General features: G+C 63.5%; 6 protein-coding genes. 3 read left to right on the top strand and 3 right to left on the bottom strand.

What is annotated here, in order from left to right:
* Positions 1-585 precede the first annotated feature (585 nt).
* Entirely contained in the window at positions 586-1,509 is a 924-nt protein-coding gene (locus tag MXB90_RS17515) for a glycosyltransferase family 2 protein (protein WP_250046698.1), read from the top strand.
* A 172-nt stretch (positions 1,510-1,681) separates the two neighbouring features.
* Here the strand turns inward: MXB90_RS17515 and MXB90_RS17510 are convergent, their stop codons facing one another.
* Positions 1,682-1,975, bottom strand: a complete 294-nt coding sequence (locus MXB90_RS17510; RefSeq protein ID WP_349665930.1) for a DUF7220 family protein — start codon at positions 1,973-1,975, stop codon at positions 1,682-1,684.
* Here MXB90_RS17510 and MXB90_RS17505 point away from each other — a divergent pair.
* Positions 1,974-2,510 (top strand): CIA30 family protein, encoded by a 537-nt coding sequence (locus tag MXB90_RS17505; RefSeq protein ID WP_284040888.1) that lies wholly within the window; start codon positions 1,974-1,976, stop codon positions 2,508-2,510. The two genes, MXB90_RS17510 and MXB90_RS17505, sit on opposite strands and share 2 nt — an antisense overlap.
* On the opposite strand, the gene MXB90_RS17500 is transcribed toward MXB90_RS17505, so the two are convergent.
* On the bottom strand, positions 2,486-3,832 hold the full coding sequence (locus tag MXB90_RS17500; RefSeq protein ID WP_250046697.1) for a site-specific DNA-methyltransferase: 1,347 nt from the start codon (positions 3,830-3,832) through the stop codon (positions 2,486-2,488). The two genes, MXB90_RS17505 and MXB90_RS17500, sit on opposite strands and share 25 nt — an antisense overlap.
* A gap of 59 nt (positions 3,833-3,891) precedes the next feature.
* Between MXB90_RS17500 and MXB90_RS17495 the strand changes: the two genes are divergently transcribed.
* Positions 3,892-4,338: an OsmC family protein gene (locus MXB90_RS17495; RefSeq protein WP_250046696.1), complete on the top strand. Its 447-nt coding sequence runs from the start codon at positions 3,892-3,894 to the stop codon at positions 4,336-4,338.
* An 88-nt stretch (positions 4,339-4,426) separates the two neighbouring features.
* Here the strand turns inward: MXB90_RS17495 and MXB90_RS17490 are convergent, their stop codons facing one another.
* The gene (locus tag MXB90_RS17490) at positions 4,427-6,196 is read right to left on the bottom strand and encodes an OmpA family protein (protein WP_250046695.1); all 1,770 of its coding nucleotides are present in this window, start codon (positions 6,194-6,196) and stop codon (positions 4,427-4,429) included.
* Between the last annotated feature and the right edge of the window lie 199 nt (positions 6,197-6,395).

The following is a 6,395-nucleotide window of genomic DNA, read 5'->3' as shown; positions in this document are numbered from 1 at the left end:
GCGCCCGAAGCCAAACCCGGACAGTTGCGCCGAAAGGAAACCGTTCTGCATAACCGACTTCTTCAGCGGCCTGCTAGAGCGCCACCGAGCATGGTCCCTCATCACAGCCATGCGCTCTTTCCGATCCAGAGAACTGGCGGAATCGGCGGCTTGTTGCGAAATAGCGACAGGGCCGACCGGATCTGGTTCGCGGCGTTGAAGCCTGACGCGTAATCGGCACAGTCCTGATGTGTCGCGACACACCCTGACGCGATGTCTGCCGGAGCAGCCCTGTCCGTTCGGCTGTCTCTGCGTCACACTGGGCCAGCCATGTGCTGGCCCTTTTTTCTCACGCCGGATCGCCTTTCAGCACCGCCGTGATCTGCTTGCGGCTGATACGGAAAGATCGGGCCACCGTGATCTACCCCAGGATCGCGAGAACCTGAACTTCGACGATATTCGTCGGCACATCGACATCCCACTCCCCCGCGTTCCCTCGCGCCGCAAAAACTGTCAAAGCGAAAAACGAGATGGGTTGACGCAGCTGCAGGCTGGCAGACAAACTTCATCCCCATACGGATTTGACGATACGGTCAGGATCTGGCGATGCTGAACTATGAGGTGGTCACGCTAACGATCGAAGCCGAGGACCGCATTCGGTTCTTTCTCGATCACTATTTGCGAAGTGGTGCCGCCAAGATCACGCTGTTCCATGATGGTGATGCACCCCGCAAGGATTTTGGCGACCGGGTTACAGTCATCCATTGCGATGAAACTTTCTGGGCCAGCGTCGAAGGCGGGCGCCCCGGGACTGTAGAGGCCAGGCAGCGTTGCATTTACGGCCTCGCCTACGAAAGGTGCAGCGCCGATTGGCTCTTGGTGGTGGACACCGATGAATTCATCGTCGGTTTCAAGCGGATTGAAAACGCCGTCAAGAAATTGCCGACGCCTCCCGAAGCCGTAAGAATCCCATCGGCAGAGGCGATCTTCCTGTCGGAAGACGGGTTGAGCGACGATTTCAGCGCCAGGCATTTTCGGATTCCCCAGAACAAATACCTTGCACAACTCCTGCCAAGAGCACTCTATCCGGGCAATGGTCCGCTTTTCATCCGCGGTCTTCTTGGCCATTCCATAGGAAAGCAGTTCATCAAGACCGGGCTGGAAGGAATCCAGATCGGCATCCACAGTATTTTCAGGCAAGAGATCCCAGTGCCGCCCCTCTGTATCGTCGATTACACTCCAAACAATGGGGTCTTCATGTGCCATTTCGACGCCATCAGCTATCCGCAGTGGAAAGAGAAATGGGACAGACGGATCCGCAATCGGGACACCGCCGAAATGGGGGCGAAGCGCGACAGGCAGATGGAGTTGTATCTGCAGAAATCAGCACTGGGAGAGGATGCGCTGATCGAGCTGTTTCGTGATCTTTATGGGGTTTCCCCGCGAAAGCTTCAGGTCATGAAAACCTTGGGGCTCGCGTTCGAATTTGCCGAAATTTCGAGTCAGGCCCAAAGACACTTCCAGAAGTGATATGAGTTTCGGACAGGTCCGTTGCTGATGCCGCGCAAGGTGGCGTGCTGGCGTTCCGCGCGTCCTCGTATGTCGGCGCGCCAAGCCGGTCCATAATGGACATGACGTCTTGCGGCGGATACCCCTTCCAAACCAGAGCAACCCAGGGGCTGGTGACGCCAAGCCATTCACGTCACGCGCCATGCCGCGCGGCAATCCCCTCGAACAGCCGGCGTAACAGGTAACTGCGGATCAAGGACACGCCGAGAAAGACGAGCCCGATCGTCATGTGCGTGCTGACACCGACGTCGATCCCGAACCAGGGAAACACGACGATCTGTGTCAGGATCGCGAGGAAATAGCCCACGGCCACATTGGTCGCGGCCTCGACCAGCGACACGATCCGGCTCTGGCGTTCCAGAACGGCTCTTGTGCGCGGGGCATCCGAGCCTAGATCCAGGTCTGGCGAAGGAGAGGAAGCGGGCATGACCGATGCAACCGAAATCATTGATGATCTGAGCCGTCCCGCCCCGTTGGCGATCACTGGCAACGGCTGGGTCCTGATCTCGGACCGGGTGATGGGCGGCGTGTCTTCCGGCAGCATGTCGCGCGAAACCGTCGCGGGGCGCCCCGCCATTCGCATGAGCGGCGGTGTCAGTCTCGACAACAATGGCGGCTTCCTGCAACTCGCACTCGATCTGGGAGATGCCGGCGCGCCAGTCGATGCCTCCGCCTGGACCGGCATCCAGCTTGACGTTCTGGGCAATGACCAGACCTACAATTTGCACCTGCGCACGACGGATCTGGCACGACCTTGGGAATCCTATCGCCAGAGTTTTCAGGCGCGGCCCTCCTGGCAAACCCTACGTTTGCCCTTCGACCGCTTCGTTCCGCATCGCACCGAGCAGCCTCTACGGACAAGCCGACTGCGCCGCATCGGCTTGATCGCCATCGGCCGCGAATTCGAGGCCGACCTCGCCATCGCAGATATCCGTTTCTACGCCGAGGCGTCAGCCGACTGAGCCTGCAGCGCGGCTGTCCCGGCCTCCCCCAGCCGCTCAGCCCTCGCTTGCGCGAAGGTCCGTCCCTCGCCCTCAAGGATCGCGTCCTTGCCGGTTTCGGCCTGCCACCGTTCCACGGCGACATCGACATAGGCGGGGCTGATTTCCATTGCGAAGACGCGCCGGCCATTGGCCTCGCCCGCCATGATTTGCGAGCCGGGTCCACAAAACGGCTCATAGCAGAGCCCGCCGCGGGTGACGTGCTGGCGCATCGGAATCCCGAAGGCGTCGAGTGGTTTGGGGGTCGGATGGTCCGGGCGCTCGTCCTTCGAGAAGCTGGGCATTTCCCAGGTCGAGGGCAGTGTTTCTTCCGCCACCTTGGGTGGCCGGTGCGGCCGGCGCCATCCCATGAAGCAGGGCTCGTGCTTCCAGAGGTAATGCGACCGGGTCAGAACCCCGCGATCCTTCACCCAGATGATCTGCTGGTGGACGAGGGCACCGGCCTTTTCCCAGCAGGCTTCCAGCATCGCCTGGCGGCGCGAGGCGTGCCAGCAGTACCAGGCTGCATCGTCGGCGATTGCCTCGGCGACAGCGGCCGCGATGAAGCCGTCATAGAGGTCCGCCCCCTGCGAACTGTCGTCCCAGGTCACACCATAGGACTGCGACCAGTCCTTGTTGCGCGTCGGGTGGTTCGAGCCGTCGTAATCCACCAGATACGGCGGGCCGGTCGCGAACAGCACCGCACGTTCACCATTCATGAGTCGGCGCACGTCGACGTGGTTCGTGCTGTCGCCACAGAGCAAGCGGTGATCCCCGAGGATCCAGAGATCGCCCGTGCGCGAGGCGGGATTGCGCGGCGGTTCCGGGATCACGACCGGCGGCACGGTGCCCCCGGCACCAGCCGCCTCACCACCCTCGCCCGGGTCGAAAGCCAGAAGCTTGTCCAACTCGCCATCGGAAAACCCGACCAGCGACAGGTCGAAATCCTCAGCCAGCAGGTCCTGCAGTTCGGCGGAGAGCAGCGCCTCGTCCCAAGTGCCGAGTTCGGTCAACTTGTTGTCCGCGAGACGATAGGCCCGGCGCTGCGCCTCGGTCAGGTGCCCGAGCACGATAACCGGCGCTTCGGTCAGCCCCAGCTGCGTGGCGGCCAGCACGCGCCCATGGCCCGCGATCAGCTCGCCGTCCTCGGCCACGAGGCACGGCACGGTCCAGCCGAACTCGGCCATGCTGGCGGCGATCCTGGCGACTTGGTCAGGCCCATGCTGCTTCGCGTTCTTCACGTAGGGCTGCAGGCGCGCAAGCGGCCAAGTCTCGACCGCATTCGGTGTGAAGCTGAGCGTCATCTGAACCGTTTCTGTTTCGATGTGTGATTTGACGGATGGCAGGCCCTGTGGCGTAATCGATGCTGCAACGGGACATCCTGAAGGGACCTGAAGCCATGAGCAGGAGCATCACGTTCAACTTCTCGACCGTCGGCGAAACCGGAGCTGGCCTCGGGCGAAGCGCAAATGGCCACAGCATAATAGCAGACCGTCCTGCGGGAACCGCCGGCGGTTCTGGCCTTGGCTTCAACGGCGCTGAACTTCTGGCAGCTTCCCTCGGCGGGTGTTTCTGGAACGACCTGCACCATGCCGCACAGGAGACCGCACCCGATTTCCGGGTCGATCAGCTCGATGCGCGTGTCGATCTGGCGGGCGATCCACCGCGCGTGGTGCGCGCCCGGATTTCCGCAAAGCTGAGCGGGGCCGATGAGGAGACATTGCTCCGCCTGTTCGAGGCGGCCTGTGACGGCAGCACGATCGCGAATTCACTGAGACCGGCATTCCAGATTTCGTTCCAACGGCTGTAGCACCAAGATGCCCCTGCCTGCTCAGCGACTGCTGTCCGGTTACCCAGTAGAAAGCACCGGACCTGTTGGTCCGGTGCGATGTTCGGCCTCAGTTCGCAGCGGTCACGCGCAAGAGATCAGTGATCCGGCGCAGCGACACCCTGCGATTTTCCCTTTCGGCGTCTTGGGTCGGCACCTTCAGGAATTCCTCGCCATAGCCCTGCACGACCAGGTTTTCCGGGGGCACTCCGAAATATTCGGTCAGAGCAAGGGCCACAGATTCCGCGCGCCGGTCGGAGAGCGCTAGATTATAAGCCTCGGCGCCAACCGCATCGGTGTGGCCCTCGACCAGGAATATCTCGCGCGGGTTAAGCGCGATCGTATCCTGAACCAACCGGCCCAGGCGTGACAGGGCGCGCGCTTGTTCGGGTCGGATCGCCGCGGAGCCGGTTTCAAAGGTGATCGCATCGACGTCAATCACCGGGGCCAGTGCACGCACGGGTTCGATCTGGCGCACCTGCGCCAGGCTGAAGGCGCGGGCCACGCCCGTTTCGCGTTGCAATGCCGCGCGTAGCGCCTCCTCGTCATCACTGCCGGAGAAACTCATGGCCGGCGCGGCCGGCGGCAGGCTGCGCACATCTACCGGATCTGCCCCGCGGCTGTCGTCGATCAGGACATATTCGCGGCCGTCCGGTTCCACCCGAACGCGGCTGATGATGCGCAGCTGCGGGTCATAAAGCGTCACGATCCGCGCACCATCCTCGCGCAGTACCGTGGTGCGGGTCGAGCCGTCCGCGAAGGTTTCCGTCCGCACGGTAGAGCCCGGCTTACGCAAAAGCGCATTATCGTCCTTGATCACCTGATAGCTGCCGTCGGGGTTGGTGACGACGATGCGGTCGCCCGAGTTCACCTCGACCCGGCGGTTGTTATCCAGCATCGCACCCACAGCCAGCGCGCCAAGACCCAGCAGCACCGCCTTCTGGCCATCGCTGAGACCGTCGTCGTCGCGTTCGCGTGCGGTGCTTTCGGTGGCGGAAAGGTTCGTGATGAACTCTTCGGCAGACGAGCGCGCGGTTTCTTCGGTCACGGTTTCCTCGACCACGGTCGCCTCGGTCGAAGCTTCGTCCGCGCTCAGCGACTCTGCCACCGGTGCCGTGCCGGTTTCGGGCGCGGGCTGTTCGGACAGGGCCGGGATCTGTTCGGCCAAGGTCTCGTCTAGGGCCTCGGCCTCGGCCGGCGTGGGGGCCTCGGTCGCAGCCTCGTCGGGGGCTTCGGCTTCGGTCTGGGCCGGTTCGTCCGGAGCCGTAGCGGGCGGGATCACCGGCTCGGTGGTCTGCTCTTGCGCGGCGGGGGCGGTCGGTTCGGTCGCCGCAGCTTCCGGTTCCTCCACGGCTTCCGAAATAGCTCCGGGCTCTGACCCCGTCTCGGGCTCCGCACTCTGTTCCGGCGCCGTTTCGGCCTCCGGCGCTGCTTCAGGTTCCGGGGACGGCTCAAGTTCCGGCGTCGTTTCCGGCTCCGGTGCCGCTTCAGGTTCCTGCGCCGTTTCGGGCGTGGGCGCCGCGGTCACCTCGGGCGTCGCATCCGCGGCGGGTTCGGGGCTGACATCGGCATCGGGCTCCAGCGTCGGCTGGATCTCGGTCTGGTCCCCCGCGTCGGGCGCGGCATTGGGGCCGGTAGCCTCGTCGGTTGCCTCAAGCGGCGCGGCATCGGGGGCCGGATCGGGCGCTTCGGCGGCCGGGGCCTCACAGGGCGGCTCGCTGCCGTCGGGGCACAAGATCGGCTCTGCCTCGGGCTGGCCGTCTTGCGCAAGGCCCGGCGCGGGCAGCAGCAGCGACAGGCTGGCGATCAGGGCGGTGGTCGTGTTGAAGGTGCGGCGCATGCTCGGCCTCTTTGTTGCTCCGGTCTGGACGATCGCACGACCGCGCCGGCACCCGGCCCAAAGAGCGGTCACGAAATTTTACGTCCAGGAGCAAACGTCCAGGATGCCGGATGGTTCCCGATGCTGGCCTGCTGCCGGTTTCGTGGACGCGAAGATAAGATCGTGACCAAGGCAACGGAGATCGGACATGGTGAGACGG

This window comes from Phaeovulum molybdatiresistens (assembly GCF_023544865.1).
In the GTDB taxonomy this organism is placed as follows: domain Bacteria; phylum Pseudomonadota; class Alphaproteobacteria; order Rhodobacterales; family Rhodobacteraceae; genus Pontitalea.
Note: the sequence above shows the minus strand (reverse complement) of the source record. Positions and strands in the feature narration are given on the sequence as shown.

What these genes read in the sequence shown, in the direction of transcription:
- MXB90_RS17515 (WP_250046698.1), top strand. Translation starts at nt 586, where the DNA reads ATGCTGAACTATGAGGTGGTCACGCTAACGATCGAAGCCGAGGACCGC.
- MXB90_RS17505 (WP_284040888.1), top strand. Translation starts at nt 1,974, where the DNA reads ATGACCGATGCAACCGAAATCATTGATGATCTGAGCCGTCCCGCCCCG.
- MXB90_RS17510 (WP_349665930.1), bottom strand. Translation starts at nt 1,975, where the DNA reads ATGCCCGCTTCCTCTCCTTCGCCAGACCTGGATCTAGGCTCGGATGCC.
- MXB90_RS17500 (WP_250046697.1), bottom strand. Translation starts at nt 3,832, where the DNA reads ATGACGCTCAGCTTCACACCGAATGCGGTCGAGACTTGGCCGCTTGCG.
- MXB90_RS17495 (WP_250046696.1), top strand. Translation starts at nt 3,892, where the DNA reads ATGCTGCAACGGGACATCCTGAAGGGACCTGAAGCCATGAGCAGGAGC.
- MXB90_RS17490 (WP_250046695.1), bottom strand. Translation starts at nt 6,196, where the DNA reads ATGCGCCGCACCTTCAACACGACCACCGCCCTGATCGCCAGCCTGTCG.